Below are 25,705 nucleotides of genomic sequence, written 5' to 3'. Positions count from 1 at the left end.
AAAGCGCCGGCTCTGCCGGAAGCATGTTCGCCCCATAATTGGACATACTTTGAAGGGCAAGGCAACTGCCAAAACAAAATGGTTCATACTGGAGGAGATTGCAGATGTATCCACGTCAGCAAGAACAGGCTCATGCTCATCACCAGCAGGCCCAACTGCATCGATACCATGCGCTGGCGCATCAGAATCAGGCGGCGTTTCACCACCAGCAAGCGGAGTTTCACCAACAACAGGCGTTTTTCGCCAACCAGCCTGCCTACAACGAAGGCTACACGGCCTACAACAACCAGGTCTCCCCTGTCGCACTCGTCTATCGCGGACACATTTCTCCGGAGGCGCTTCAATCGCTGCAGCAGTTCTACAATCCGTATGCGGGTCAAAATGCACAGGTGCCGCTCTCCCAGCATGCGGCTCACGCAACAGAGAATCAGATTGCCATGCAACGTGGCACTCGCTTCTAACGATCGCAACTCCCCGATGCCCGCGCTGTGATACGCACGCGGGCTTTTGCTTTGCTGAATATAAAAACCCAGCCGACTTTAGCTATTCTCACCCCACTCGGCGGTAGCTATCGCTGAGCCGAGTGGGGTCCCTTTTTTCGCCGGGCGGGGCCCCGAACACTTTTCTAGCGGCTGTATGGGATGTCGAAATTTATAAATTCTTATACACTAATAAAAGGAATTTTGACAGTTCATGTAGAAATATGTCAAATTCCTTTTTTCATTTGGAGGTCCTTCCGTGTCCACGACAAAGCTGTTTCCAATCTTGTTTGCCGGACTGGTCCTCGGACTGCTGCTTCTTATCACCAGTCAGTTTGTCGACAGCATGAAATACATTCAGCAGGTCAACAAAAACGGCAAAAAGGCCAACGTGATACGCGTCGCTCTGCTGTTGGAGGGTCCTACCTACGATCAGGGCTGGAACAGCAGCGCACTGGAGAGTTTGACTGAACTGCAAAAAAAGTACGGCTTCTCTTTGGAGATTGCCAGTAACTTAAAAGCAGATCAGATCTTTGCAACGGCCCAAAAGTACGCTTCCAGCGAATTCGATTTGATTTTCGGTCACGGGATGATATTTTCCCAACCGTTTACGAAAATTGCCCCGTTTTATCCCGAGACGCGGTTTGTTTCCTTTAACGGGGAAGCCGTACACCCCAATCAGACAGCCATTCGCTACGACATGAAGCCCGCCGGATTTATTGTAGGTGAGTTGGCAGCACTGATGAGCCATCGCCACAAGGTTGGCTATATTGTGGTGGACAAACCTTTAGAATACGAACAGGTGGAGGGCTTCAAACTGGGCGTCAAACGGATTCACCCCGATACGACGGTGGAAGTGGCCAAGGTGCCGGACTTCAATGACATCGCAGCTGCCACAAAAGCAGCCCGCCGCCTGATCGCCCATGGCGTCGACGTCATCTACACGACGGGAGACAGTTTTAATCTGGCCGTCATTACGGAGGCGCAGCATGCCAACATATACGCCATCGGCTACATCGCCGACCAACGTTACATGGCCCCCAACCATGTGCTCGCCTCGCTGGTGCAGGACGTGCGCCAATGCTATCGAACCACCATGGAACAGTACCTGAAAGGCCTCCTTCCCGCAGGAAAGGTCATCTACGGACTGTCGGAAGGGGTTAACCGCTTGAGCGCGTTTGGTCCAATGGTGCCCGCAGCTGTACAGGAACGTATCATTCGCGATCTGCAGACGGTTATGGATGATCCGCAGCTTTTTGGAGGAGAGTGACCATGTCCTCGATTCGTTCACTTGGTTTTCAGAAAAAAATGATGCTCAGCTATCTGGTCATGATGCTTCTCATTGGCTGTGTCGCTTCTCTGTTCAGCTACCAGATGACGAAGGTGATTTCCGACGAGACCCACCTGACGCAGCAAGTGCTTCCGCAAACAAACGCGCTGTTGGAAGTAAAAAACCAACTGTACACGAAAACGTACGCTTTGAAAATGTACACTCTCACTCGAGAGCCGTCTTATCTGGACAAATACTACACCATGCTGATCGACAGTTCCCACTTTCAATCGATTCAAAAAACACAGGAATACAGTGAATTGTTCTCGATTGTGGAGTCGATCGGCGAACTGGACTTCCTCTTCCTGAACAAGATCAACCCGCTGTTGAAAGCGAATAACATCACAGCTGTCAACTACGTGCTGGCTCAGGAAGTGCAGCCGCGCATCGACAAGCTGGAAAAGCAGCTTTCCTTTTCGCTTCATCAACTGGAGTCCCAGACGAACAAGGAGTTTCAACGGACAAACGAAAGCCTGAAAGTCTCCCTCATCGTGACGTACACCGTGTCCGTTGCCTCCATCCTGTTTGGCTTGTTTTGCACGTTTTACTTTCGTCATGAGCTGCTCCGCCCCATTCAGTCCCTGATCAGGCAGGTGCGGGAAGTGTCACAGGGAACGTTCGGTCAGCAGATCATTTACACCGCGAAAGACGAGTTCCACGAGTTGGCTCAGGAATTCAACAAAATGTCGCAGAACATCGCGAAGCTGTTTCAACAGGATGAGGCCCAGCGTCAAGTGCTGCAGGAGGAGAAAAACGTCCGTGAGCAAATCTTGAACTCTCTGCCAGTCGGGGTGATCACCCGACACTATCAGTCCGGTGAAGTGCACATCAATCAGAAGGCAAAAGAGCTGGTGAAGCTGGACGACAACTTTTTTCCGGAGAGCCCCGACTCCACCGCGTGGCAGACTGACTCAGAGGAGTTGCCCTGGTTTGAAAACCGCAAGATGACGCTGTACAAACAGGACGGCACCACCTTTTCCGCGCTCGTCTCTTACGTGCCTCTGGAAAACGACTTCAGGGAAGCCGGCTGGATGGTGGCCCTCTCCGATATTACCGAGCAGGAAAAAGCGCAGGAATTCATTCACCAGTCCGAGAAGCTGCGGCTGGTCGGACAGCTGGCGGCCGGCGCAGCCCACGAGATCCGCAACCCGCTCACCGTAATTTACGGCTTTATGCAGCTGCTGCAGCAGCGGTTGTCGGAAGAGGAGCGCAATCAGTACTTCCTGCCGTTGATTCTGCAGGAGATTGAGCGCGTCAACCTGATCGTGACGGAATTCCTTCTGTTGTCGAAACCGTCCTGCCCGAACTATCGGGAAGTGACGCTGAACGAGTTGTTCAGCTCCATCCTGCCTCTGATGAAAGCCGAGGCGACACTCCACGGCATCGAAATCGTCGACCGTTATGAAAAGGAGATCAGCCTGCACGTGGACGTGGAGCAGATGAAGCAGATTCTGCTCAACCTGATGAAGAACAGCATTGAAGCGATGAAACAAGGGGGCCTGCTGACCGTGGAAAGCAGGCACGACGACACTCACTTGCACATTTCCGTTCGAGACACCGGGGAAGGCATCCCGCCCCAATACCTGAACCGGATCTTTGAGCCGTTCTTTTCCCTGAAGGAGGAAGGCACAGGACTCGGACTGCCGATCACCCGACGCATGGTGGAAAACCACGGCGGGGATATGAAAATTACCAGCATCGTAGGCGAGGGAACGGAAATTGTCATCTCCCTGCCCATTCATCCGACCAGCCTGTAACCTCCTGGTCGGATGCGTGTTTTTCCAGCCAGTCAAACATCCGGACGGTGTAGGCTTTCATTTCCTCTCCTTTAAACAGGTGGGTGGCTCCTTCAGCCAGCCACATTTCATAGGGCTTTTTGTGAGTCGCAAGAGCGTCGGCCAGCCGATAAGCGTGCTGGACTCCGACGTTCTGGTCCTCTGTGCCGTGGATAATCAGCACCGGACAGGAAATCTCCCCGGCGCGATAGACGGGGGAACGGCGAACATATTCACCGCTGTCCTTCTTCGGATGACCGACGACGCGCCGCAGCATGCGGCGTAAATCGACCCGCTCCTCATACGTCAAAAACAAATCGCTTACTCCGCTCCACACCACCACGGAACGAAGCCCGGCACACTCCATGGAGGCGAACAGCGCCATCATGCCGCCGCGGGAAAAACCGTAAGCGCTGATACGCTCAGGCTGCACGAGCGGCAAACGGCGAAGCAGCTCGTACGCGGCAAAGACGTCATGACGATCGTCCCCGCCAAACTCGTCCCTGCCCTCTCCCCCTTCGTTGCCGCGATAGTGCGGAGCCAACAGCACGTACCCAAAAGCAGCCAACTGGGAGATCCGCTCCGGCCGGACACGGCCAACACCCTTGATGCCACCTCGGCAATACAAAAGAGCAGGGAGCGGTCCGCTTCTCTGCACCGGCACGGCCAAAGCCGCTTTCACGCGATATCCCTGGCTGTAATAGGTCACGGTATACAACGATACCCCGTCCGCAACGAAGGGTTCCGGTACAACATCAAGAAAGTAATGAGTCCATTCCATATCCATATCGCTCACTCTGCTCCCCCCTTTCCTTACGATTCCCCAACAACCTGTGGATTTTCAGACTAAGAAAACCCACCCGGCATTAGCTAACACTTCGCCGGGCGGGGCCCCGAACACTTTTCTAGCGACTGTATGGGATGTCCAAATTTATAAATTCTTATACACCAAAAAAGGAAGAAGAACCGGTTTGTTCCCGGTCACTTCTTCCTGAAGTTCATCCGCTCGTATGTGTAGGCTTAGTAGCCGCGTTTTGCCTGTTTTTTGTTAATGGTAGCGAGGTTCTCTTCGCTGTGCTTCAGCCATTTCTTCAGTTTGTCTTCGAAGGATGCTGCGCTGTCGCGTTTTCCGTATCCTCCACGGTCGCCACCGCGATTTCCACCGCCACGGCGCTCATCGCGCCCTTCACGCTCCGGCGCAGGCAGTGCGGCACGAACCGAAAGCGAGATCTTGCCTGCATCATCAATCGAGAGTACCTTTACTTTCACTTCGTCTCCCACGGAAAAGTGCTCGTTGATATCCTTCACGAAACCGTTCGCCACTTGGGAAATGTGTACAAGCCCCTGCTGGGTCTCGTTGATCGCTACGAACATCCCAAACGGTTTGATCGCTGTCACTTTTCCCTCGATGATGCTTCCCACTTGTACTGCCATTCAGTTTGCACTCCTTTTATCTTTTCACAAGAATGTCGAGAACCTCTACCAGAAGGCTCATTACATAAGTATAGCAGACAATACAAAATTATGAAAAGCCTAATCTTGCTAGTTTCAGCACCTCACGCCATCACTGGCTGCGGGGTGGAGAGGTAGAGTTGGAAGGCGTCCGTAGCCATCACCAGCTCTTCGTTGGTGGGGATGACCATTACCTTCACCGGCGAGTAAGGACTGTTGATGAACCCTTCTCCCTTGATGTTGAGGTTGGCCTCCCGATCGATGATGACACCGGCAAACTCCAAACCGTTGCACACCAGTTGACGAACCTCCGGACTGTTCTCTCCGACACCGGCAGTAAAGATGATGCCATCCACACCGTTCAGGCGGGCGAGATAAAGACCGATGTGCTTGTGCAAATGGGTGGTGAACAGTTCCAGCGCCAGCTGGCAGCGAAGGTTTCCTTCCTCAGCCTTGGCCATGACGTCCCGCAAGTCGTTGGAGACGCCGGAGACGCCCAACAGACCGCTTTTCTTGTTGAGGATCTCTATGGCGCCCGCCGTATCCGTCTTTTCGATTTCTTCAATGTACGGAATAATGGCGGGATCGATATTGCCGCTGCGGGTTCCCATGGACAAACCGGCCAACGGTGTCATGCCCATCGAGGTATCCAGCGACTCTCCAAAACGGATCGCCGTGATGCTTACCCCGCTGCCGATATGGCAGCTGATCAGGCGCAGCTTTTCCTTTGGCATCTCCATCATTTGCTGGGCGCGGTTCATCACGTAACGGTGAGAAGTGCCGTGAAACCCGTACTTGCGGATACCGTATTTCTCGTAGTATTCGTAGGGAAGCGCATACAGGTAGGAAGACGGCGGCATCGTTTGATGAAACGCCGTGTCAAATACGGCGACATGCATCACGTCAGGCCGAATGCTCTGAGCGATCTCAATCCCAAGCAAATTGATCGGATTATGCAGCGGCGCAAACCGCGAAAGTTCCCGAATCTGTTCCTTGACCCGGTCATCGATGGGAACGGAGTGTTTGAACGATTCTCCGCCATGTACGACGCGGTGTGAGATCATGTTGATTTCGAAGGAAGAGAGTTTGTCAAACACGGATCGAATCGTCGACTCGTACTGATCCCGCTTAATCTGCTGCAGGTAGTCGGATGTGAGGAGCTTCTTGGTTGGCATCTCGTACAGCTTGTATTTTACCGAGGAGCTGCCGCAATTGAGCACGAGCACGTTCTGCTTCTCCTGCAGGCGGAGGTGCTGATAGCTCTCTTCATTTTGCTCCACGATCACTTCCACTAACATGTCGTTTTTCAATCCGGCGGCGTTCGCTTCATCCGTGTCGATGTGGAACTCCAACCGATAATCCTTGTGCACGCGGCACAGGACGTTCTCCAAAATCAACGAGCGGGTTCCTTCCACTTCCACTTTCACGAGCTGTTTGTCCTTTACTCCGAAGCGCTTTGCGTCTTCCAGGGAAAAGTGAATGTGGCGAAAGGCGAGAATCACCCCTTCGTCAATCGCAACCTGCCCCCGCGGCCCCTGGATTGTGATGCCTTCGCTCCCTTTCAGGTCGCCGGAGTCGCGAATCGGCGGATCGACGCCCAACAGGTAGCTGTCCGTACGGGAGATTTCCACCTGTGTCTGCTTGCGGAGCGGACCCAAAATGCGAACGTTGCTGATTTTTCCTTTCGGGCCGATCAGCGTGACCGTTTCCTCCGCCGCAAATTGACCGTACTGTTTCAGTTCGCGCAGTTTGCGCAGTTGATAGCCGGGACCGAACAGCTGCTCCAGATGCTCTTGACTTAGATGAATATGCCGATTGGATACGCCGACAGGTACCTTCATGAAGAATCCACATCCCATCTCAACTATGGTTTTCTTCCTGTTAGGATGGTTGTCCCAGCCGTATTTTATCACGCTTTTTTCGAGGCCCCCGGCGCAGAATGCGTCGAAACACGATCAAGATCATCATGGTGACGATTCCTGTGGTATCGAGCAGTACATCGGTCAGCATGCCGGTGCGGTCAGGCGTGAACGTCTGATGCCACTCATCCAACAGCGCGGTCAACACACTGAGAAATCCGCTCCACGGAAGCGCCGTTGAGTAGGCAGTGAAACGGGCAAGCAAGCGGTAGAACATGAAGGCAAGAACAGCAAACGTGACAAAATGAGTCGCCTTGCGGATAAAAAACTCGATAAGCCCGGCCGCTCCGGAATCTTCGACGCTGATTTCCTTGTGGGCGTACTGAAACGAGACATGCTGCCACTTTTGCTCCAAAAAGTCGGCGTCGACGTAGCGGGAAATCGTCCCGCGCAAGTCCTGTTTGTAATAGGGCTGGGAAGAGGAATAAAACAAGCCGAGCAGCAGTCCCAGCAGTATCACTGTATCCAAAAACAGTCCCAGTCTCTTCATATCTGCGATCTCCTTCACATTCTGACTCGTCTATCATCATATCCCAAAAAGAAAGACGCCAACAGGTTAATTGTTGGCGTCGTTTGCCGAAGAGAAACGGCCAAGCGGGAGGAAGTCGTCATCGGACAAATCGCCGTGACGCGGTGTAGCCGCGGCGGCGTTGTTTCCCTGAAGTTCCTGGCGCTTTTGCTTCTCCCGTTTTTTCCATTCGCGAAGATCCTTGCGGCGCACCCGTTCATTTTCCCACCAGCTTACGATCCGCTGTCTTATCATCGGCAGCGAAAACTCGGACTGATACACTTTCTTCCGTTCGGCCGCCTGGTACATCGCCGGAACCAGAACGGTGACAACGTACCAACCGAGCAGCGCACCTGCCAAAAGTGCAGCGGCAAACGAAGCGTGAAAGTCGATTCCGTCTGCTGCGCCTGCCGCCAACGGCAAGCTGGCTGCGACCAGAGCCGCAAACAGAATAGATACACTGTGGATGCAAGCACCCGTGCCTCGACGCACTCCCTCTAGTATGGACGGCGACGTTTTCTGCGCGCGTACCAGCGAATCCAGATGCACCAGCGTTTGCTGGATGATCAACGCCGCCGCCGCAGCAATGCCGTAAAAACCCAGCACGTTGAGCGGGCGGTCCAGCGCCAAGAGACCAAGCAGGACGGCACCGGCCAGAGTGGGAAGCACGAGCAGCACGGTGGCACCGTCCCGGACCCGCCGCAGCAGGAGCACACTTGCAAGCATGACAGTAACCAGCACCACAGCGGCAACCACAACGCGGGTTCCCACATCTGTCTCATCCGACTCTTCCTTTTCCAGCTTGCGGACCTGATCCGCATTGAGAATGGTGTATCCATCCGGAATCGTCATACTCTTCTGCATGGTCAGCGGCAAATAGTAGTAAAGACTGCTAATTCTACCCGGCTGGGATACAGCGCTGCTCACCTTGAAAACGTATAGTCCGTCTTCCTTTTGATAGGTAGCCGGCGCGGTGCCGATGCGCCAGTCCACCAGATCGACCAGACGCACGGTTCCCTTTGGCGTGCGAATCAAGATGTTTTTCACCTGATCCGGGTGTTCCATCAGTGGTTCCGGATAGCGAACCACAATCGGCACGGTTCGGTCGCTCCAAAATGCGCTTCCGGCCTGCTGCTCACCCAGGTAGCTCTGCAGCTGGCTTTTCACGTCCGCTTCCGATACCTGGTAGCGGGCAAGCATTCCCGGCTTGGGCTTGATTGTTATGTACGTGCGGTCGTCGGTGGCACTGGATTTCTCGTCGGTGATGATCTCCCGCCCATCGTCGTCCCGCCATCTCAGATTGGTAAGGAAGCTGACCATCTGATTGGCAATGTCCCGGGTCGTATTGAGCGATGGTCCTTTGATCGTAAACTCCATGCGGGATCCCCTGTCTTCTCCTACCACGAGGGCAAACGGGTCAGTCCCCGGGATGTCCTGCAACTGTTTGTCCAGCTCCTTTTCCAGATCGGCCCTGCTGCGGGTCCAGTCGTATTTGTCCTTTAAAATGAGCTGGAAGATGAGTTCCTGTTTGGTGGCGACGGTGTAAAGGTCGGCGACTTCCGCCACCTTTCGCAGTTTCTCCTCGGCGGCTTTCGCGGCCTGCACGGCATCATCCACTGTACGATCCTGCAGCATCTTTAGGGAGATGGTCATTTCGTTGGAATTCGTCTTATTGTACGGATCTGCGATGACAAACGAGCTTAAGAGCGCGACGGTTAGCACCGAGATCGTCAGAATCATACCGTACGGCAGATACCCCTGTTCCGTGAGACGCTCCCACCGCTTTACCAAATAGGCGATCATTTTTCCGCGAGGCGATGGCTGCCTGTGCCGCAGCGGTTCCGTCAGCCACATCGCCGCCAGCGTCGGTGCAATGAAGCCGTAAACGAGCAGCAGCGCAAGCGTTCCCCAGCCGATGACCGGCAGTGCTTCATAAAGCGTCGGCTTGTCGGACCCTTTCAGGAAGTCCGTGCAGAGCACGCCTCCGTACAAAATGGAAAACACGACCACAGAGAGAAGCAGCGGCTTGATCAGCTGCTTTGCTTCCCGGTCAAAAGCGGTCAAAGAGTACTCCTCTACCCGCACCATCCGGTTAAACAGGGCGGTTCCTGCCCCAATAAACAAAAGGGCAAACAAAGTGATCGGTCCGAGCGAGGCTAGGTTCAGCGACGTGCCGCTCAACCATAATCCGCCGAGCAGCGCCCCTGTCGCCAGCACGACGGACAACAGGGCAATGACGGCAACTGCGGCGCTTCTCCACCAAACCCCCATCAAAACGGAGGAGACTACGGCAGCAAGACCGACCAGCACCCCCATGTCCCGCAGGGAAAAGGACAAAACAGCCTGCCGATCCGCAAACAGGTCGATGACGTAACGGGTCTGGGCAGCTTCATTCAGTTCCTCGATCGCCTGCATCACATCGGCCCTGACAGAGGGGATCTGTCCCGCTTCCTGGGCAAACACGCGGACGCCGACAGCCGGCTCCCCGCGGTAGACCGGAACCGCTTCCCCTTTGCTTCCGCGCAGATCGCGGATATCGGCCAGTACCTTTAATGCGACATATCCCTTGTCAGAGGCAATAAGCTGCTTGCCCAACTCCTGGGGGCTGGACGCCTGGCTTATCCACTGAAAGCCTGTCTGTTCCTTCCCTTCGCCGACGGTTCCCAGCTGTTCGACGGAGGAATCCCCCTGCAGCTGCCGAATTACGTCTCCTGGCGTCAAGGCATACGCCTGCAGCATGGACGGGCGAAACAGTACTTCCACCTTGTTTTGGACGCCCTCTGTGTCCATCTCTACGCGAGACACGCCCGGAATGTTGATCAGTTTTTCATAGACGGTGTACCTGGCTACGTCTGAAAGCGTCTGCAGATCGGTTCCATGCAAGAATAAATGGCCGATCTCATTGACTTTCAGGTTCTCCTGCTCCACCTGAACGGCGCCTGTGGGCAGCCGTTTCGACAATTCCGCCAATTTTTCCGAGAGGCGATCCTTATAATCGGAGCCGATTGATTCCTGTACGGTTACCGAGACCTGTGCGGAGCCGGTACGGGACGTCGAGGCGAGCTTTTCCACACCGCCCAGCTCGCGAACAGCCTCTTCCACCGGCCGGGTGACGGTTTCATCCACCCGTTCCGGAATCATCCCCGGAACAGAGACGCGGATGGTGTACAAGGGCACGTTTTGATTGGGAAAGGCCTGCACATCCATCTTGACCGCCGCTCCCGCGCCCAAGATAACGAAGAGCAGCGCCAGCAAACAGACGAGAGAACTGCGGAAAGAGCTTACGGTTTTGCTATTCATCCGCCACCTTCACCGCCTCGCCGTCGATCACGTAGGAAAGCCCCGTACGGACAATCTGTTCTCCGGCCTCCAAGCCTTCCACGACTTCGTAATACTGTCCGTAAAGTGCTCCAACCTTCACCGGTTCCTTTTTGAGCGTATTGTTGTCGATTTTCATCACGTAATAGGATTCTTCCGAAATGCCGACACTGGTTACCGGCACCAGCAGCGCATTGGCAGACTTTACCAGATACTGACAGATCACGGTCATCCCGCCCCTCCAGGTGGCGACATCTCCCTGTACGGCCACTTCCACGGGATAGGTTCCTGTCTGCTGATCCATGACGGGAGCCACAAAGTGTACCGTCCCTTCCGCCTGAGTACCGTCGGAAGAGCGCACGGTAACCGGTTTGCCCACCTGCCAGTTTCCGATCTGATCGCTTTCCACCTGCAGTTGCACCAGCCACTGTGTGGTATCGACCAACCGGATGACTTCGCTGCCTGGACCCGTCTGTTCCGATTCCGTCTGCGTGACGGCTGCGACTACACCTGTAAACGGCGCCGTCAACCTGGCGTCTTTCGCCTCCTGCTGTGCCCGCAGCAGTTGAACGGTAGCCTGCTTCACTTCAGCATTGGCCTCCTCCACGTCCAGTCTGTCGGCGCCTTCCAGAAGCTTGCCGTAACGCAGCTCCTGCTCCTGAAGATCCAGTTTCGTCTGTTTTTCCCGCAGTGCCAGTTGATCCAACTCATCCTTGGAGATGGCGCCGTTCTGGTACAGCAATTTTCCTTGCGCGTATTCCTCTGCAGCCTTGTTCGCGGTTTGTCTCGCTTTTTCCACCTGCAGCTTCTGCGTATTCACTTCGTGCTGATCAGCACCCTGCAGAGCTTTGGCACGGCGAATGTTGGCACTGGCGACCTGCCCTTGAGCGGCAGTGACTTCCTGCTGCCAAACGGATGTATCCAAGGAGGCCAACAGGGTGCCTGCCTGGACCACACTTCCTTTTTTCACGTATATCTTGTCAATCTTGCCGGAGCGCCCGAAGGAAAGCGACAGTTCCTTACGGGGCGCAACCACGCCGGAAATCTCCTGTATCAAGCCGTCCTGCTGGTTTTCCACGGTGAACGCACTGACCGATTTTACCTTGATCACGGTTTCTTCCTCTTTTTTCTTCAACTGTTCCACTTCGGCATCCAACTTCTCACAGCCTGTTGCCAGTAAAAGAGCGGCCAACGAGAGTCCGATCCATATTTTCATTCCATCAGCTCCTACGATAAGTCCATAATGATCATAAAAAAAGACAAATTGACAAAATATATTTTATACACAGAACTATCTAAATTTGTACTACTTTTCTTCGACACTCCCCATGCCTCCCCTAAAGGCGACCTTGTGCCGGCAGGGGATCCATTTCGCCTTATACTCCAGCATCGTACGAAAAGTTGCCCATGAAGCATCTGCAATCGATTTTGCCAACTTGTGGTTTCTGATCATGTTTTGCACTTGTAAGTCCTCCAAACTCCGATTACTTCGGACAAAATACAACGTGATAGTTACAGTCAAATGTGATATTTTGATAACTTTTGGCCAATCTTCTTAAAACCGCCATCTATGATTAATTATACCAGGTTCTAAATCGCGAAAGGCTTGTTTGTAACTCACACCGTTATAATGTTCAGAAGAGACGGATATTACCTACTGTTCCCACCCTTCTGCCTTTGATAAGATGTAGGTAAGATCGCTTTGACAGCGCTTTCACACGCGTATCCACATTAATCTTGATTGCGGGAGTGAACTTCATGGCAAAAATCTACACGTCTTATTCGGAAATTGTTGCGGACATCCATGACGGCGCCACCTTGCTCGTCGGCGGGTTTGGTCTGGTGGGGATTCCGGAGAATCTGATCATCGCCCTGCGCGACAAAGGCGTAAAAAACCTGACCGTAGTTTCCAACAACTGCGGTGTCGACGACTGGGGATTGGGGCTTTTGCTCCGCGAAAAGCAGATTAAAAAAATGGTCGCCTCGTACGTAGGTGAAAACAAGGAGTTTGAGCGACAATTCCTCTCGGGAGAGCTGGAAGTCGAACTGAATCCGCAAGGGACGCTGGCGGAGCGAATTCGCGCAGGCGGCGCAGGCATCCCAGCGTTTTACACGCCGGCCGGTGTGGGCACCCCGATTGCCGAAGGGCGCGAAACACGCGTTTTCGACGGCAAGGAGTACCTGCTGGAGCATGGCATCACGGGCGACTTTGCGCTGATCAAGGCGTGGAAGGCGGACAAGATGGGCAACCTTGTCTACCGCAAAACAGCCCGCAACTTCAACCCGATGATGGCCGCTGCCGGCAAGATCACCATTGTGGAAGTGGAGGAAATCGTCGAAACAGGCGAACTGGATCCCGATCACATCCATACGCCCAGCGTGTACGTACAACGTCTGATCCAGGCGCCGAAATTTGAAAAACGCATCGAACGACGTACGGTTCGTTCCTAATTCCATCATTCCATCGCAAGGAGGATCCACACATGTCTCTGACTCGTGAACAAGTCGCAATGCGCGCCGCTCAAGAAATTGAGGACGGCTTTTACGTAAACCTAGGGATCGGCATGCCTACGCTGGTGGCCAACTACATCCCGGAAGGAAAAACCGTCGTGCTCCAGTCGGAAAACGGTCTTTTGGGGATCGGTCCCTATCCGACCGAGGACGAGATCGACCCCGATCTGATCAACGCCGGCAAGGAAACGGTTACGGCCATTCCGGGCGCGGCATATTTCTCCAGCGCCGAGTCGTTTGCCATGATTCGCGGTGGCCACATTGACCTGGCCATCCTCGGGGCCATGGAAGTGTCGGCAGGCGGCGATCTGGCCAACTGGATGATCCCCGGCAAAATGGTAAAAGGCATGGGCGGCGCCATGGATCTGGTGCACGGCGCGAAAAAGATCGTCGTCATCATGGAGCATGTCAACAAGCACGGTGAAACGAAGATCCTGAACGAATGCGCCCTGCCGCTGACCGGCAAACAGGTAGTGAACCGCATCATCACGGACCGGGCGGTATTGGACGTGACGGCGGAAGGACTGGTCCTGGTGGAAGTGGCGGAAGGCTATACCGCCGAGGACATCCAGGCCTGCACGCAGCCGAAGCTGATCGTCTCCCCGGATTTGAAGACGATTTCGGTGTAACTTCAACAGATCAATTTGAAGGGGGGCATTTTTAGCCCCCCTTCAGACTTGAAGACAATGTATCTATATATTAAGGGGCCGTTTTTCCGACTGTCGCTCGGCCCTCCTCCCAGCAAAGAAGTAATAACTGTCCGCTTGCGACGATTCGCGGGGGCAGCGTCAAAAGTGGCGGCGCTACGATGATTTGTCAAGTTGACGCTGCGGATCCCCGCGCCCACCTCGCTTCGCTGGGCAGGTCGTCACAGCTCGCGTACGGCTGGAACAAACGGCCCCTTCTCTCGTTAGCAACAGTTTGTCTACAAACGGAAGGGGGCATTTTTAGCCTCCCTCCATATTGAAATACCATTATTTCCCCTGGATTTTACACGATATTCCCCTATAGAATTTAGGGAGCATATCACTGTGTAATGTCGAAATTTTTAGTGTCTGTTTCTTTGGGGATTGACCACAGGCACCCAAGCAAAATTATGTTTGCTTTTTCGACGAGTGACAGGCACCAAAACCACTCCGGTCCACGCCCTGCAGACACGATTTTTTTGCAGGGCCTATTTATGTTATGTTAGTCTTTGTACCTCGCCCGAAAGGAGACTCATCATGACAGATACAATCGGTTGTCTGGTCATTCACGGCTTTGCCGGCGATATTCGCGACGTGCTGCCGCTCGCCAAGGCGCTGCGTGAGGAAGGCTACCACGTCGAGTGTCCGACGCTGGAGGGACACGGCCTGGGCCGCCGCCATCTGGGCCGAAGCACGCGGCACGACTGGCTGCGTTCCGCCGAAGAAGCCTACAAGCGGCTCTCCATGCGGTCCGATCGCATCGTCGTCATCGGCTTTTCCATGGGCGGGCTGCTTGCGTTTCACATCGCCAGCCGCTATCCGGTCAGCCTGCTTGTCACCCTGAATACCCCCTACTATTACTGGGATTTACGTCAGGCTATCAACTACCTGCAGGAAGACTTCGCCGTCCACTCCCGCCGGTATTTGCGCAGCATGGTGAAAATCCCCGTCCGCAGCATGCTCCAGTTTCGCCGCCTGTTGGCAGAGACGAAACCGGTTCTCGCCCAGGTGTCCTGCCCGTACGTGCTGCTGCAAGCCAAACGGGACGATACGGTTCGATCCATCAGCGCGGAGCAGCTGGCCAAAAGCGTCAAAAGCCTCTCTCCCCGCATCGCTTACTACGACCGCTCCGGCCACATGCTGCTGCACGGCCCCGAAAGAGACGACGTGATTGCCTACGTGCTGGACACCATTCGGGAGCACTGTACTGCCGATTGATCACAGACGCCGCATGGACCATCCGATCGCGATCACCAGCAGGGTCGCGGCCATTCCTCCATACAGCACATCGAGACCGAAGCATCCGTCTATCCAAAAGGCGAAAAGCGGCCCCAATGCGGCACCCAGATCGGTTGCGACGGAATAAAGTGTCATCAGCACGGTGCCGTTTGTCAGTTTCGAGGCCTCGTCTGCGGCCAGCGTGTCCGTGACCGTGGTCAGAATCGTTGCCGTCATCTGGATTCCCAGAAGAAGGCACAACCAGATGGCAAAGGACAACGGGGCATGCAGCAGCCCAAACAGCGCGGATGCCGCAAACAAAAACAAGACAAACATCGTTCTTCGCTCGTAACGGTCCGAGATTTTGCCAAACCAGGGAGCTGCCCAAGGTTCCCAGCCCCAGCGAACCCCCTGTACCAGACTTGCTACGACGGCGGCGCCGAAAGCCATTTCCCCCATGACCGCAAGCGGCTGACCGATCTCGATCAAGCGACTCAACGTGGCGGTAAACATGCCCTGATACACCATGGCGATCAACAGTCCCGTACCCATCGTGAACAGGACACTCCTCCTCTTCCACAAAGCTCTCGGGTCATCGCCCAAAACCCTGTCGATGATCCGTTTCGGAAAGGAGGGACGGATATAGACAAAGACAAGAAGGAACGCGAGCAGGGAGAAAGCCGCCAAAAGAAACGACGCTGTCCGCAAACCGGACCAGGCAGCAAGCATCGCGCCTGCCAGCATTCCGCCCAAACTGCCCAGCCGGTACAAGCCGTTGTACAAGCCCATCAGATGCCCGCGGTTGGTTTCTTCGGATACACCCACGATCAGTGCATAAGCCCCCAATCGCAAAAACGTCCATGACACGCCCCACAGACACCTCATCCCCAGCCACAGCCAAAACCCCTGAAAGCCATAGGACAGAGTAGTCACGAATGCCAGCGCGACAGCGATGATCAATCCTTTGCGGCCACCGGTTTGCTCATACCATTTCCCGACGGGGGGTCCCAGCGGCACCCGTACCAATCGATTCACCGAAAGCAAAATGCCCACTTCCCACAGGGAATGGAGTCCCGCCTCTCTCCAATAGATGGGCAAAACGACGTACAGCATGGAATCACCCAGCATACACAACGCAGTCACAAGGGCAACTGCTATGACTTGTGTCTTTCCGCTCTTTTCCCTCATCGTTTACTCCTTTGCACGATTCGCTTTCTATGCTATACAGTACAAAGAAGACCAAAGCAGATCCAATACATCTTTGTGCCGAACTCATAAGCAATTCTTATGAATGGGGAGAAATTATGAACCTGCACGCCTTGCGTATATTCGTGGAGGTAGCCTCGCGAGGAAGCGTCACCACAGCAGCAGATGCGTTGTCCATCAGCCAGCCGGCTGTCACGGCTCAAATCCGGAAGCTGGAGCAGGAACTGGGAATCAGACTGGTTTACCCGGAAGGACGGGGCATAGCGCTTACCCATGTGGGTCGGTTTTTGTATGAAAAAGCCCGGCGGATCTATGACTGGGAAAAGGAAATCGAATTGCAGCTGGCAGAGATCATGGAGGGCAAACGGGGAAAACTGCGGGTCGCTTCCACCTATCTTCCCTCCCATTATCTGCTGCCCGCGTGGCTTGCTTCCTACAAGCGGCAGTATGAACAGGTTGAGGTGGAAATTCGTACGGGAAACTCTCAGCAATGCATGGAGCGGCTTCTTCAGTACCAGGCCGACCTGGCCGTGATTGCCAATGAGTCGTGGGACGAACGTCCGATTCGGCGTTATCACATTGCGGGTGTGGCATACTGGTTCATCGTTCCCCCCGGGCATCCGTTCGCGGGCCAGGAGGTTTCCCTGGAACAGCTGATGCGTGAGCCCTTTCTGTTAAGAGAGCAAGGAAGCTCCACCCGGGAACGCCTGTATTCGCTCTGCCGGGAACACGGTGTGAGTCCGCCGAGAGTAGGATTGCAATACCACGGACTGATCGAGTCCATTCAATCCGTCCGCGCGGGCTACGGAACCATGCTGGCACCCGAGCCGGCCGTCCGCGAGATGGTAGCCAGAGGAGAAGTCGGGCGCGTCCGCCTGTCCGGCATCGAGATCAAACGTCCCGTCTATCTCTGTACACGGGAAGATGAGAGCGACCAGCGGCCGACCGTCGCCCGGTTTCTCGACATGGTTCTTGGCATGTTTTAAAGTTACAAGACGCACGAAGGCCCTTGCCACAGGAAAGGGCCATTTTCATCATGGAAAGACAATCGTTTTGTTTTCATACACCAGCACCCGGTCCTCCAGATGCCAACCGACGGCACGAGCCAGCACCGTCCGTTCCACCTGGCGGCCCAACTGCTTCAGCGCCTCTACGTCCTCCTGATGACTGACGCGTTGGACGTCCTGTTCGATAATCGGACCGGCATCCAGCTCCTCGGTTACGTAGTGGGCGGTAGCCCCGATCAGCTTTACGCCGCGCCGATACGCCTGCTCGTAGGGCTTCGCTCCCACGAAGGCCGGCAGAAACGAGTGGTGGATATTGATGATCCGGTTCGCGTACGCATGTAAAAAGTCAGGCGACAGAATCTGCATGTAACGCGCCAGCACGATCACGTCCACACCCCGCTCCAGCACGGCCAGCTGCTTTGCCTCGGCCTCTGCTTTCGTCTCCTTCGTGACCGGGATATGGTGGTACGGAATGCCGAATGATTCCACTGTCTCCCGCATGTCGGGATGGTTGCTGATCACCATTTCGATATCGGTATGCAGGGCTCCCGATTTCCACTGCCACAAGAGCTCCAACAGGCAGTGATCCTCCTTGGACACGAAAATGGCCATCTTCTTCCGCTTTTTCGCCTCCACCAGTGACCAATTCATATCGAAGCTCTCCGCTACGGGACGAAACGCCTCCTTGAGCTCCTCGCATCTTTCCTCCAGGTTCACCAGGTCAAACTCAATTCGCATAAAAAAGCGGCCCGTTTCGGGATCCGTCGTATACTGGTCCGACTGAACGATGTTTGCCCCCTGCTGAAACAAGATGTGGGACACGGCGGCGACGATCCCCGCGCGGTCCGGGCAGGATATCAGCATACGGGCGCGATCTTTGTTTTTTTGCCGGTATGCCAGCCATTCTCTCTCTGACAGACGGTGCATGATTTCTCTCCTCCAACTGCAAATAAATAAATTTTCTAGCATTATATCATTCTCATCTAGCTTGTCCCATTTAAAAAATTTTTTTGCTCGCCCAGCTCTTTTTCATTTGTAGTATCATGAACCAAAAGACGGTTATGTTCGTTACCATCGATAGGGATGAGGAAAAGACGAGGTGTGCCTGTCTCATGCAATCAAAAAGCGATGCAGAATTGATGCGGTTGGTTATGCAAAAGCACCGTCCGGCACTGGAAGAACTGTACGACCGATATGGAAAACTGGTGTACTCGTTTGCGATCAAGTCCATGAAAGACGATGGCAAGGCTCGTGTGATCGTGCAGTCCGTCTTCACTCGCCTGTGGACGACGCAGACCGGATTTGACGAAGAAAAAGGAAACTTCGTCAACTGGCTGTTTATGATTACCCGCAACATTACCATCGACCACTTGCGAAAAGAAAAGAGAGACCGCGTGATGACGACGATGAACCCGGAACGCTGGGAGCAAATCCCCGATTCACCGGGCAACCATCCCTACGCCGTGGTATCACGCCGCATGATCCGGGAGCAGATCACGCAAGCCTATCGCCATCTGTCCGAAAGCCAGATTGAGCTCATCCAATCCCTCTACTGGGAAGGCTATTCCCTTCGTGAAATCGCCCGTATGAGGGAAGAGCCCATCGGAACGATCAAAAGCAGACTGCACCAAACCTTGAAAGTCCTACGAAACCACTTAACGCCGGAGATGGAGGAATAATCAGTGGGAAGCAACTGCTGTCCATATGACGATCTCATTGCCGCCTACGTAGTTGGGGAAACCACTCCAGAGGAAACGGAACTTCTGCAAAAACATATCGCCGCGTGCCCATCCTGCCGCAAGGAGGCGGAGTCCTTGAGACAGTCCTGGCAGATGATCCCGTTCCAGCTGGAAGAGGTGGAACCCCCTGCCGACCTGAAAGCTGAGGTCATGCGGGGAATATTTGAAGCGGAGCAATCGAAGGAAAGGCCGGGTGCAACACGCAGTCGGAAAAGCTGGTTTCAACCCTCATACAAGCTGGCAAGCGCTGCCCTGCTTCTCCTGCTGGCCGGCACGCTGTGGCAGAACTTCGAGCTGCGCCAACGACTGAGTCTGGCGGAAGCACAGTCGGCGGTACCGGCCGCTGTCGTTCGCGAATACAGCCTGAAGCCCGCAGACACCGCCGTGGCATCCGCTAAAGGGATGGTCTGGCTCTATGAGCAAGGAGGCCGAAAAACGCTGGTGTTCCGTCTGGAGGGCCTGCCGGCCACACGAGGAACAGAGGCGTACCAGGTGTGGCTCATACGTGACGGGCAGCGCAGCAGCGCCGGTGTTTTCCGTGTCGACTCCAGAGGAAACGGTGTCCTTACCTGCGAATTGTCCGAGCAGACGGCGTCGTTCCAGGCCATCGGCATCACGTTGGAGCCGGATGCCAACGGGGTTCAGCCGCGCGGCAAGCGAATGTTGAAAATGTAAAGAGAGCAACCCTCACTCTTGCCGGCGATTGGCCATGCCGTTCAGCAATATGTCGACGGTCAGGGCGATGTGCTCCTCATCGGAGCGCTGGTTGTATTCCTCCGGGGTAAATACGTATTTGAAAAGGACCAGGCTGAAGATGGAGGAGAAGATCATGCGAAACATCTCTTCCGATGGCAGCGGCCGCAGCTCCCCTGAAGCTATTCTGGCCTCGATCAGCGGGATCGCCATTTTTCTCGTCTCTTGAAAAATGTTCGCCAAGAGCGCCTCCCGAATTTCCTCATGGAAAAACGCTTCCTGCAGGAGGATGCGGGCGTGCTTCCTGTTTGCTTCTACCAGTTCAAGCCGGTTCCGGTACAGTTCCGTCAATATCTGCTCAAACGTCTTGCTCTCCTGCGCGTTCATAATGGCGCGAATGTCCCTTAAGATAAACGGAGCGGCAAATTTAAACAGGACGGGGGCGACCACGGCCAGCAGAATGTCCTTCTTGGACTTGTAATGGCGGAAAATGGTCCCCTCCGCTACACCCGCTTCCTTGGCGATCTCGGCAGTCGAAGTGGCGTGAAAGCCTTTTTCCGCAAACAGCTTGATGGATGCCAGCAGGATGCTGCGCTGTTTTTCCGTCATTTGCTCTTCGTCTTTCAGTTCTTCGACAAACTTCAGCAAGCTCTCTTCAAATGATGGTTTGCTCATATCCCTTGCAAACGCTCCTTTGCCACGTTACTCGATCCTCTTGCGGAAACGCAGGATTGCTACGCTGATAATCAGCACGAAAAAGGAAAGCATCCCCAATGTATCTTTCCAAAGCGCATCGAGACCGACACCCTTGAGGAAAATCCCGCGCAGAATCTCCAGAAAGTACGTTAACGGGACAATCCCGCCTAACCATTGTATCACGACCGGCATCGTATCGCGCGGGAACATGAAACCGGACAAAAGCACGCTGGGAAGGATGAAGGCAAACGCCATCTGCATGGCCTGCAGCTGCGTCTTGGCGATGGTGGAGATAAAGATGCCAAGCGTCAAGGTAGAGATGAGGAACAAAACGGACAGACAGACGAGCAGCCACAGGCTTCCTTTCAACGGAACGCCAAACCAGTACGTCCCCAGCGAAAGCACGACGCAAAACGAAGCGAACCCGATAAACACGTACGGAGTGATTTTGCCGAGCATTAATTCCAGCGGCCGAATCGGTGTAACGATCAGCTGCTCCATCGTTCCCCGCTCTTTTTCCCGCACCAGCGAAAATGCCGTCAGGATCATGGTCACGTTCTGCATGATCAGCCCGATCAAGCCGGGGATGTTAAACACGATGCTCTTCATGTTGGGGTTAAACAACACGCGCGTCCTCAATTCCAGCGGCAGCTCCAGTTCTCCAAGCCCCTGCTTTTCCAGCCTCGTTTCCTGAATGGAAAACGCCTTGCTCTGCACGATCAGTTGCGCGTTGGCCGCAGCGGTGCGGGCGATGTTGGGATCGGACCCGTTGATCAGCATCTGTACGGACACCGGCTGATCATTGTCCCGCTTGTTAGCGTAGTCCGGCGGGATGACGATCGCCACATCAGCTCTTCCGTCGTCGATCATTTGTTCGATTTCCCTATAGCTGTTGGCGTACGAAATGACCTCAAAATACTCCGTATTCACAAAGTTTCGGATCAATTCCCTGCTTTCCGACGTTTGGCTCTGGTCCCACACCGTGGTGGCTATGTGATCGACGTCCGTATTCACCGCATACCCGAACAGAACCAGAAGCAGGATGGGCATGAGCAGCGCGATTCTCAGACTGGGTTTATCCCGTTTCAATTGGATGATTTCCTTTTTTACCACGGACAGATATCGGGAAAGACGGAAGCGCTTCATCGGCTTACCCCCGCTTTCTGACGAGCCTCTTCCTGCTGCACCAACGTAATGAATACATCTTCCAGGTTATGGACACCCAACTCCTCGATCAGTTCTCCGGGTGTGCCTTGGGCCAGCAGGGTTCCGTAGAAAATAAAGCCGATCCAGTCGCACGTCTGCGCCTCATCCATGTAGTGAGTAGTGACCAGCACGGTAATCCCCTCCTTGGCCAGACCGTGAATCACGTCCCAGAAGATTCTCCGCGACACGGGGTCTACTCCGGCAGTCGGTTCGTCCAGAATCAGCAGTTCCGGCCGGTGCAGCAGTGCGCAGGAAAGGGCGAGCCGCTGCTTCCATCCCCCCGACAGCGAACCGGCCAACTGTTTTTCCCGACCGGTAAGCCCTGCCATGTCAATCAACTCCGCTTTTCGCTGTTTCCGTACCTCCCCGCTTATTTCATACACTCCGGCGTAAAAATCGAGGTTTTCCTCCACCGTCAGGTCTTCATAGAGGCTGAATTTTTGCGACATGTAGCCAATCCGCTGTTTGATCGCTTCGCTCTCCGTCATCACGTCATAGCCCAGCACGGTCCCCGAGCCGGAGGTGGGCACCAGGAGTCCGCACAGCATCCGGATGGTCGTCGATTTGCCCGAGCCGTTTGGACCGAGAAAGCCGTAGATGGAGCCTTTCTTGATGGAGAGGGAAAGATTGTTTACAGCGACGCGGTCCTGAAACCGTTTGGTGAGATTTTCGCATTGGATCGCCCAGGTCATTTGCCCTCCCCTCCCTGGCTGAGGAGAACGTCCGCAGGCATGCCCGGTTTCAGTTTATCCAGCCCGTCCTGAATTCGGATGGTGACAGCGAAGACCAGCTTGGTCCGCTCATCCTTGGTCTGTACGTTTTTCGGCGTAAACTCCGCCTTGTCGGAAATGGCAGAGATGACGCCGGTGAAGGTTTCCCCAGGGTAGGCATCCACTTGTATACCGACGCGCTGACCTGTCTTGATGGAGCCCAGCTCTGCTTCAGGAATATAGACCTTCACTTTCAGCTGGTCTTTTTTCATCATGGTGAAAAGCGTTGCCCCCGTTTTGGCTACCTCGCCCTGGGAGACGTTCTTACGCAGGAGAATCCCGTCTTCCGGAGCCAAAATCACCGCTTTTTCCAGCTGCAGCTTTGCCAGATCCCGTTTTGCCATCGCTTGCTGTCGGGCGGCAAGCAAGGCGCGAATTGCGTAATCCGTGCTCCCTTCCTGCAGCAGATCAAGCTCTGCCGAAGCGCTTGCCAGCTGCGCCCTCGCCGTTTCCGTTTGCGCTTTGGCAGCCGTCACGTCTTCCTTCGCGCTCGCAAACTGGGAGCGACTGGCCGCTGCCTGCGCCGTCAGTTGATTCACCTGGGTTTGTGCCACGTTTACCGCTTCCTGCTGCGCTTCGTAATCCTTTTTGGAAATGGCGCCGCGTTCAAAGAGTTGTGCCGCTTCCTTCAGGCGCGATTGCTGGTAGGCGAGTGTCTGCCTCGCGCCGGTCAGCTGCGACTCCGTTTGTGCAAGCTGCTCCTTGGCTCTGTTGAGGTTTGCCTCTGCCTGCTTTTCGCGAGCCTGTGCCAGCTGAATGTTGGCATCCGCCTGCTGCATGGCCGCAATTCCCTTTTTTACCGTCTGGTTTCGGGCACCTGCCTTTGCTTCCTCCAATTTTGCCTCCGCCTGCGCAACAAGCGCCTCTGCCTCGTTTACCCCGATTTGATAAGATCGTTTGTCCAGTTCGGCAAGAACTTGATTCTTATGCAGCACCGCGCCTTCCTCCACATGAACGGATTGGATGGCTCCCCCCACTTCCGCCACGATGGGCAGTTCTTCTGCCTCGATTGTGCCGGACAGCGTCACATCGGTTGGTTGAAAGAACGTGCAGCCCGCCAGGACCGACAGAAGCAAACAGACACTTGCGAGCAGCCTAGATCGATTCAGCATTTTCCATCACCCCAAGGATATAGATAGTGAGTACTCACTCATTTTTCAAGATCATTATACGTTTCTTTTCTGCCTTCTGTAAATCCTTTTCTTGTCAAAAATCAAACCCGTTTGCGTATTCCTTCGTTTACTTGAGGGAAAGGATCTGACAGAAAAAGGAGGAATTGAAAATGAAGAGACGTTTCCTATCCCTGCTGGCATCCAGCCTTCTCGGTGCGATGCTGGCCGTTTCACCTGCAGCCGCAGCGGGTCAGGTGCAATCAGCCGTTACCGTGAAGCTGGACGGAAAACTGCTGTCATTCACGCAGGCACCGCAATTGGAGAACGGCCGACTGCTTGTCCCCTATCGCGCAATAGCGGAAGCGATCGGCGCCGGCGTGCAGTATGAGGCTGCGAGCAAAACCGTCATCGTCACCAAGGGAGACAATACATACCGTCTGCCCATCAACGCGAAGACGGCCACCCTGAACGGCGTGCCCGTGGCACTGGACACTCCCGCCAGACTTGTCAACAACACGACACTTGTGCCGCTCCGTTTTGTGTCGGAGTACCTCGGCATGACGGTTAGCTACGATCAGGCCACCCGAACCGTATCCCTGCAGTCCGCAAGCAAACCGGGTTTTGCCGTCATCTCTCTCTCCCAGGGTGCTGTACTGCACGGTGACAAGGTGACTGTGGGAGTTGCCGTCTTCAACCATGATCTGGCAGACTTTACGACCCATAAAGAGAAAAAGGACGGTCAGGGACATGTCCATCTCTGGCTGGATACCGACCCAACCGATCCGAAGGTGGCTTACAAACTGATTAAGGGAGAACCCGTCGTCTTTGACAACGTAAAACCAGGTTCCCACACCCTGACGGTTCAGCTCGTCGGCAACGATCACAAACCGGTGCAGCCGGAGGTAAAACAAGTGATTGCCTTCACAACCATGGACAGCCATGATGCCGCTGTCCCCGCAGTTACCAGCTACCACGTCGACATTCACAACTTTGCCTTTGCCCCCGGCGAGCTGACCGTCGAAGCCGGCTCCAAAATCATCTTCACCAACAAGGATGACGTCGTCCACACGGTCACGGCTGTTGACGGTTCCTTTCACAGCGGCGCGCTGGAAAAGGGCAAAACCTACGAGATGACGTTTGCCAAACCAGGTGTGTACAAGATTTATTGCAAGCCGCACACCTTCATGACAGGCACGATCACCGTCAAGTAACCCACCCGGCCATCGATCAAGCTGCGCCGGGCGGGACCCATCGACCGCCCCAGCCTTTTTAGGTTTGGGGCGGTTGTTCATGTGTCAGGTCTCCACTCGCTCCACCAGTCGTGTCGCCACCTGATGGTCGATGTGCGTCCCCACGTTTTCTCCTTGGCAAATTCGTCTCATGGAGCCGGGCTGGTCGAAGTTGAATACGTGAAGCGGGAGACGAAAATCCCGCGCCAGGATGATCGCCGACTGATCCATGATGCGCAGGTCGTGCTGGATTACGTCGTCGTAGGAAACGGTTTCGTATCGTCTGGCCGACGGATCTCTTTGCGGATCCCCTGTAAACACCCCGTCCACGCCGTGCTTTGCTGCCAAAATAGCGTCTGCCTCCACCTCAAGCGCTCTCTGTACGGCCGGATAATCGGTCGTCACGTAAGGCTGACCGTTTCCGCCGGCAAAGATCACGACGTATCCTTTTTCCAGATGATGAATGGCGCGAAGGCGAATATACGGTTCTGCCACGGCGTTGATCGGCACGGCTGTCATCACGCGCACTTCTTTGGATGTTTTTGATTTGAGGACCCCCCGCAGCATCAAACTGTTGATCACCGTGGCAAGGGTGCCGATATTGTCCGCCTCCACCCGGTCAATGCCCCAGGCGGTGGCCATATTCCCGCGAAAAATGTTCCCGCCGCCGATGACGATTGCCACTTCGATACCCATCTCCAGCACGGAGAGAATTTCATTGGCGATATGCTCCAACTGCTTGTGACTGAACCCGAATTCACTTTCCCCCGCAACAGCGCCGCCGCTCAGTTTGACGAGAACCCGCTTATACCTCATCCCCGCATCCTCCCTTTTATCACGTTACGTTCCCC

The 25,705-nt window shown here is 54.7% G+C and carries 23 protein-coding genes and 2 pseudogenes; 10 read left to right on the top strand and 15 right to left on the bottom strand.

Going from position 1 to position 25,705, the window contains the following annotated elements:
• Positions 1 to 104 precede the first annotated feature (104 nt).
• The 3 genes from ACE99V_RS09540 (at position 105) to ACE99V_RS09530 (ending at position 3,566) form a co-directional block, all read left to right on the top strand.
• The gene (locus tag ACE99V_RS09540; protein ID WP_400490846.1) at positions 105 to 461 is read left to right on the top strand and encodes a hypothetical protein; all 357 of its coding nucleotides are present in this window, start codon (positions 105 to 107) and stop codon (positions 459 to 461) included.
• 277 nt (positions 462 to 738) lie between these two features.
• Entirely contained in the window at positions 739 to 1,749 is a 1,011-nt protein-coding gene (locus ACE99V_RS09535; protein WP_400490845.1) for a BMP family ABC transporter substrate-binding protein, read from the top strand.
• Positions 1,750 to 1,751: 2 nt separating this feature from the next.
• Positions 1,752 to 3,566 carry a sensor histidine kinase gene (locus ACE99V_RS09530; RefSeq protein WP_400490844.1) on the top strand — a complete coding sequence of 605 codons (1,815 nt, stop codon included), beginning with the start codon at positions 1,752 to 1,754 and terminating at the stop codon, positions 3,564 to 3,566.
• Here ACE99V_RS09530 and ACE99V_RS09525 read toward each other — a convergent pair.
• From ACE99V_RS09525 to ACE99V_RS09490, 8 genes and pseudogenes are all read right to left on the bottom strand, one after another.
• Positions 3,532 to 4,371: an alpha/beta hydrolase family protein gene (locus ACE99V_RS09525; RefSeq protein ID WP_400490861.1), complete on the bottom strand. Its 840-nt coding sequence runs from the start codon at positions 4,369 to 4,371 to the stop codon at positions 3,532 to 3,534. The two genes, ACE99V_RS09530 and ACE99V_RS09525, sit on opposite strands and share 35 nt — an antisense overlap.
• A 233-nt stretch (positions 4,372 to 4,604) precedes the next feature.
• Positions 4,605 to 5,018 (bottom strand): S1 RNA-binding domain-containing protein, encoded by a 414-nt coding sequence (locus ACE99V_RS09520; RefSeq protein WP_400490843.1) that lies wholly within the window; start codon positions 5,016 to 5,018, stop codon positions 4,605 to 4,607.
• 122 nt (positions 5,019 to 5,140) lie between these two features.
• Positions 5,141 to 6,280: an acetate/propionate family kinase gene (locus ACE99V_RS09515; RefSeq protein WP_400490860.1), complete on the bottom strand. Its 1,140-nt coding sequence runs from the start codon at positions 6,278 to 6,280 to the stop codon at positions 5,141 to 5,143.
• Positions 6,281 to 6,379: 99 nt separating this feature from the next.
• A pseudogene (gene pduL / locus ACE99V_RS09510) lies at positions 6,380 to 6,877 on the bottom strand (phosphate propanoyltransferase); the annotation flags it as partial.
• A gap of 40 nt (positions 6,878 to 6,917) precedes the next feature.
• On the bottom strand, positions 6,918 to 7,445 hold the full coding sequence (locus ACE99V_RS09505; protein WP_400490842.1) for a VanZ family protein: 528 nt from the start codon (positions 7,443 to 7,445) through the stop codon (positions 6,918 to 6,920).
• A gap of 66 nt (positions 7,446 to 7,511) precedes the next feature.
• Positions 7,512 to 10,763: an efflux RND transporter permease subunit gene (locus tag ACE99V_RS09500; protein WP_400490841.1), complete on the bottom strand. Its 3,252-nt coding sequence runs from the start codon at positions 10,761 to 10,763 to the stop codon at positions 7,512 to 7,514.
• Positions 10,756 to 11,997, bottom strand: coding sequence for an efflux RND transporter periplasmic adaptor subunit (locus ACE99V_RS09495; RefSeq protein WP_400490840.1), 1,242 nt, complete (start codon positions 11,995 to 11,997; stop codon positions 10,756 to 10,758). The genes ACE99V_RS09500 and ACE99V_RS09495 overlap by 8 nt, the downstream gene beginning before the upstream one ends.
• A gap of 150 nt (positions 11,998 to 12,147) precedes the next feature.
• Positions 12,148 to 12,258, bottom strand: a pseudogene (locus ACE99V_RS09490) (IS200/IS605 family element RNA-guided endonuclease TnpB); the annotation flags it as partial.
• A 281-nt stretch (positions 12,259 to 12,539) separates the two neighbouring features.
• Here ACE99V_RS09490 and ACE99V_RS09485 point away from each other — a divergent pair.
• The 3 genes from ACE99V_RS09485 (at position 12,540) to ACE99V_RS09475 (ending at position 15,196) form a co-directional block, all read left to right on the top strand.
• Entirely contained in the window at positions 12,540 to 13,232 is a 693-nt protein-coding gene (locus tag ACE99V_RS09485; RefSeq protein ID WP_400490839.1) for a CoA transferase subunit A, read from the top strand.
• A 32-nt stretch (positions 13,233 to 13,264) separates the two neighbouring features.
• Positions 13,265 to 13,921, top strand: a complete 657-nt coding sequence (locus tag ACE99V_RS09480; RefSeq protein ID WP_400490838.1) for a CoA transferase subunit B — start codon at positions 13,265 to 13,267, stop codon at positions 13,919 to 13,921.
• 594 nt (positions 13,922 to 14,515) lie between these two features.
• Complete coding sequence (locus ACE99V_RS09475) at positions 14,516 to 15,196, top strand: alpha/beta hydrolase (protein WP_400490837.1); 681 nt, start codon at positions 14,516 to 14,518, stop codon at positions 15,194 to 15,196.
• Here the strand turns inward: ACE99V_RS09475 and ACE99V_RS09470 are convergent, their stop codons facing one another.
• A complete protein-coding gene (locus ACE99V_RS09470; RefSeq protein WP_400490836.1) occupies positions 15,197 to 16,384 on the bottom strand; it encodes an MFS transporter in 1,188 nt (395 codons plus the stop codon).
• Positions 16,385 to 16,500: 116 nt separating this feature from the next.
• Between ACE99V_RS09470 and ACE99V_RS09465 the strand changes: the two genes are divergently transcribed.
• A complete protein-coding gene (locus tag ACE99V_RS09465; RefSeq protein WP_400490835.1) occupies positions 16,501 to 17,388 on the top strand; it encodes a LysR substrate-binding domain-containing protein in 888 nt (295 codons plus the stop codon).
• Between the two features lie 48 nt (positions 17,389 to 17,436).
• On the opposite strand, the gene purU is transcribed toward ACE99V_RS09465, so the two are convergent.
• Complete coding sequence (gene purU / locus ACE99V_RS09460; protein WP_400490834.1) at positions 17,437 to 18,336, bottom strand: formyltetrahydrofolate deformylase; 900 nt, start codon at positions 18,334 to 18,336, stop codon at positions 17,437 to 17,439.
• Positions 18,337 to 18,521: 185 nt separating this feature from the next.
• Between purU and ACE99V_RS09455 the strand changes: the two genes are divergently transcribed.
• Both ACE99V_RS09455 and ACE99V_RS09450 read left to right on the top strand, forming a co-directional pair.
• Positions 18,522 to 19,088 (top strand): RNA polymerase sigma factor, encoded by a 567-nt coding sequence (locus ACE99V_RS09455; protein ID WP_400490833.1) that lies wholly within the window; start codon positions 18,522 to 18,524, stop codon positions 19,086 to 19,088.
• Between the two features lie 3 nt (positions 19,089 to 19,091).
• Complete coding sequence (locus tag ACE99V_RS09450; protein ID WP_400490832.1) at positions 19,092 to 19,823, top strand: anti-sigma factor; 732 nt, start codon at positions 19,092 to 19,094, stop codon at positions 19,821 to 19,823.
• A gap of 12 nt (positions 19,824 to 19,835) precedes the next feature.
• Here ACE99V_RS09450 and ACE99V_RS09445 read toward each other — a convergent pair whose 3' ends face one another.
• From ACE99V_RS09445 to ACE99V_RS09430, 4 genes are read right to left on the bottom strand one after another with little or no spacing between them, the layout of a single operon-like run.
• Positions 19,836 to 20,516 (bottom strand): TetR/AcrR family transcriptional regulator, encoded by a 681-nt coding sequence (locus ACE99V_RS09445; RefSeq protein WP_400490831.1) that lies wholly within the window; start codon positions 20,514 to 20,516, stop codon positions 19,836 to 19,838.
• 27 nt (positions 20,517 to 20,543) lie between these two features.
• On the bottom strand, positions 20,544 to 21,683 hold the full coding sequence (locus ACE99V_RS09440) for an ABC transporter permease (RefSeq protein WP_400490830.1): 1,140 nt from the start codon (positions 21,681 to 21,683) through the stop codon (positions 20,544 to 20,546).
• On the bottom strand, positions 21,680 to 22,435 hold the full coding sequence (locus ACE99V_RS09435; protein WP_400490829.1) for an ABC transporter ATP-binding protein: 756 nt from the start codon (positions 22,433 to 22,435) through the stop codon (positions 21,680 to 21,682). Before ACE99V_RS09435 ends, ACE99V_RS09440 begins: the two co-directional genes overlap by 4 nt.
• Positions 22,432 to 23,625 (bottom strand): HlyD family secretion protein, encoded by a 1,194-nt coding sequence (locus tag ACE99V_RS09430; protein WP_400490828.1) that lies wholly within the window; start codon positions 23,623 to 23,625, stop codon positions 22,432 to 22,434. Before ACE99V_RS09430 ends, ACE99V_RS09435 begins: the two co-directional genes overlap by 4 nt.
• Positions 23,626 to 23,795: 170 nt before the next feature.
• On the opposite strand from ACE99V_RS09430, the gene ACE99V_RS09425 reads away from it, so the two are divergent.
• A complete protein-coding gene (locus ACE99V_RS09425) occupies positions 23,796 to 24,836 on the top strand; it encodes a stalk domain-containing protein (protein ID WP_400490827.1) in 1,041 nt (346 codons plus the stop codon).
• Between the two features lie 84 nt (positions 24,837 to 24,920).
• On the opposite strand, the gene pyrH is transcribed toward ACE99V_RS09425, so the two are convergent.
• Positions 24,921 to 25,670 carry a UMP kinase gene (gene pyrH / locus ACE99V_RS09420; RefSeq protein WP_400490826.1) on the bottom strand — a complete coding sequence of 250 codons (750 nt, stop codon included), beginning with the start codon at positions 25,668 to 25,670 and terminating at the stop codon, positions 24,921 to 24,923.
• Positions 25,671 to 25,705: the final 35 nt, after the last annotated feature.

The sequence above is a fragment of the Brevibacillus soli genome (assembly GCF_044759095.2).
In the GTDB taxonomy this organism is placed as follows: Bacteria; Bacillota; Bacilli; order Brevibacillales; family Brevibacillaceae; genus JBIYSM02.
This window is presented reverse-complemented; position numbering and strand designations above follow the sequence as displayed.

Excerpts from the sequence above, each read along its gene's own strand:
- pyrH (WP_400490826.1), bottom strand. The coding sequence starts at position 25,670 with ATGAGGTATAAGCGGGTTCTCGTCAAACTGAGCGGCGGCGCTGTTGCG.
- ACE99V_RS09525 (WP_400490861.1), bottom strand. The coding sequence starts at position 4,371 with ATGGATATGGAATGGACTCATTACTTTCTTGATGTTGTACCGGAACCC.
- ACE99V_RS09520 (WP_400490843.1), bottom strand. The coding sequence starts at position 5,018 with ATGGCAGTACAAGTGGGAAGCATCATCGAGGGAAAAGTGACAGCGATC.
- ACE99V_RS09465 (WP_400490835.1), top strand. The coding sequence starts at position 16,501 with ATGAACCTGCACGCCTTGCGTATATTCGTGGAGGTAGCCTCGCGAGGA.
- ACE99V_RS09500 (WP_400490841.1), bottom strand. The coding sequence starts at position 10,763 with ATGAATAGCAAAACCGTAAGCTCTTTCCGCAGTTCTCTCGTCTGTTTG.
- ACE99V_RS09455 (WP_400490833.1), top strand. The coding sequence starts at position 18,522 with ATGCAATCAAAAAGCGATGCAGAATTGATGCGGTTGGTTATGCAAAAG.
- ACE99V_RS09445 (WP_400490831.1), bottom strand. The coding sequence starts at position 20,516 with ATGAGCAAACCATCATTTGAAGAGAGCTTGCTGAAGTTTGTCGAAGAA.
- ACE99V_RS09540 (WP_400490846.1), top strand. The coding sequence starts at position 105 with ATGTATCCACGTCAGCAAGAACAGGCTCATGCTCATCACCAGCAGGCC.
- ACE99V_RS09480 (WP_400490838.1), top strand. The coding sequence starts at position 13,265 with ATGTCTCTGACTCGTGAACAAGTCGCAATGCGCGCCGCTCAAGAAATT.
- purU (WP_400490834.1), bottom strand. The coding sequence starts at position 18,336 with ATGCACCGTCTGTCAGAGAGAGAATGGCTGGCATACCGGCAAAAAAAC.
- ACE99V_RS09505 (WP_400490842.1), bottom strand. The coding sequence starts at position 7,445 with ATGAAGAGACTGGGACTGTTTTTGGATACAGTGATACTGCTGGGACTG.
- ACE99V_RS09430 (WP_400490828.1), bottom strand. The coding sequence starts at position 23,625 with ATGCTGAATCGATCTAGGCTGCTCGCAAGTGTCTGTTTGCTTCTGTCG.
- ACE99V_RS09470 (WP_400490836.1), bottom strand. The coding sequence starts at position 16,384 with ATGAGGGAAAAGAGCGGAAAGACACAAGTCATAGCAGTTGCCCTTGTG.
- ACE99V_RS09495 (WP_400490840.1), bottom strand. The coding sequence starts at position 11,997 with ATGAAAATATGGATCGGACTCTCGTTGGCCGCTCTTTTACTGGCAACA.
- ACE99V_RS09485 (WP_400490839.1), top strand. The coding sequence starts at position 12,540 with ATGGCAAAAATCTACACGTCTTATTCGGAAATTGTTGCGGACATCCAT.
- ACE99V_RS09530 (WP_400490844.1), top strand. The coding sequence starts at position 1,752 with ATGTCCTCGATTCGTTCACTTGGTTTTCAGAAAAAAATGATGCTCAGC.
- ACE99V_RS09440 (WP_400490830.1), bottom strand. The coding sequence starts at position 21,683 with ATGAAGCGCTTCCGTCTTTCCCGATATCTGTCCGTGGTAAAAAAGGAA.
- ACE99V_RS09425 (WP_400490827.1), top strand. The coding sequence starts at position 23,796 with ATGAAGAGACGTTTCCTATCCCTGCTGGCATCCAGCCTTCTCGGTGCG.
- ACE99V_RS09475 (WP_400490837.1), top strand. The coding sequence starts at position 14,516 with ATGACAGATACAATCGGTTGTCTGGTCATTCACGGCTTTGCCGGCGAT.
- ACE99V_RS09435 (WP_400490829.1), bottom strand. The coding sequence starts at position 22,435 with ATGACCTGGGCGATCCAATGCGAAAATCTCACCAAACGGTTTCAGGAC.